1 protein-coding gene is annotated in these 421 nt (G+C 69.8%); it reads left to right on the plus strand.

Annotated elements, in window-relative coordinates:
* Positions 1–421, plus strand: a 421-nt coding sequence (locus tag D7Y13_RS43670; RefSeq protein WP_208734693.1) for a nitrogenase component 1, incomplete at both ends; no start/stop codon positions are given.

A 421-nucleotide genomic window follows, 5' to 3' on the forward strand; every position in this document is an offset into this window, starting at 1 on the left:
GGGCCATGTCGTGGATCTTCACCGAGTTCGGCATGACCAAGGGCCGGATGCCGCCCGAGACGCCCCGGCCCGATGGCGCCGCGCCCCGCGTCAACATCCTCGGGCCGATGTACGGGGCGTTCAACATGCCCTCGGACCTCGCCGAGATCCGCCGCCTAATCGAGGGCATCGGCGCCGAGGTGAACATGGTGATGCCGCTCGGCGCCCACGTGGCCGAGATGCGCCACCTCGTGAACGCCGACGCCAACGTCTGCCTCTACCGCGAGTTCGGACGCGGCCTCGCGGAGATCCTGGGCAAGCCCTACCTCCAGGCGCCCATCGGCATCGCCTCGACGACGGCCTTCCTGCGCTCGCTGGGCGGCCTCCTCGGGCTCGACCCCGAGCCCTTCATCCAGCGCGAGAAGCACTCGACGATCAAGCC

It is taken from the genome of Corallococcus praedator, from assembly GCF_003612125.1.
Lineage (GTDB): Bacteria > Myxococcota > Myxococcia > Myxococcales > Myxococcaceae > Corallococcus > Corallococcus praedator.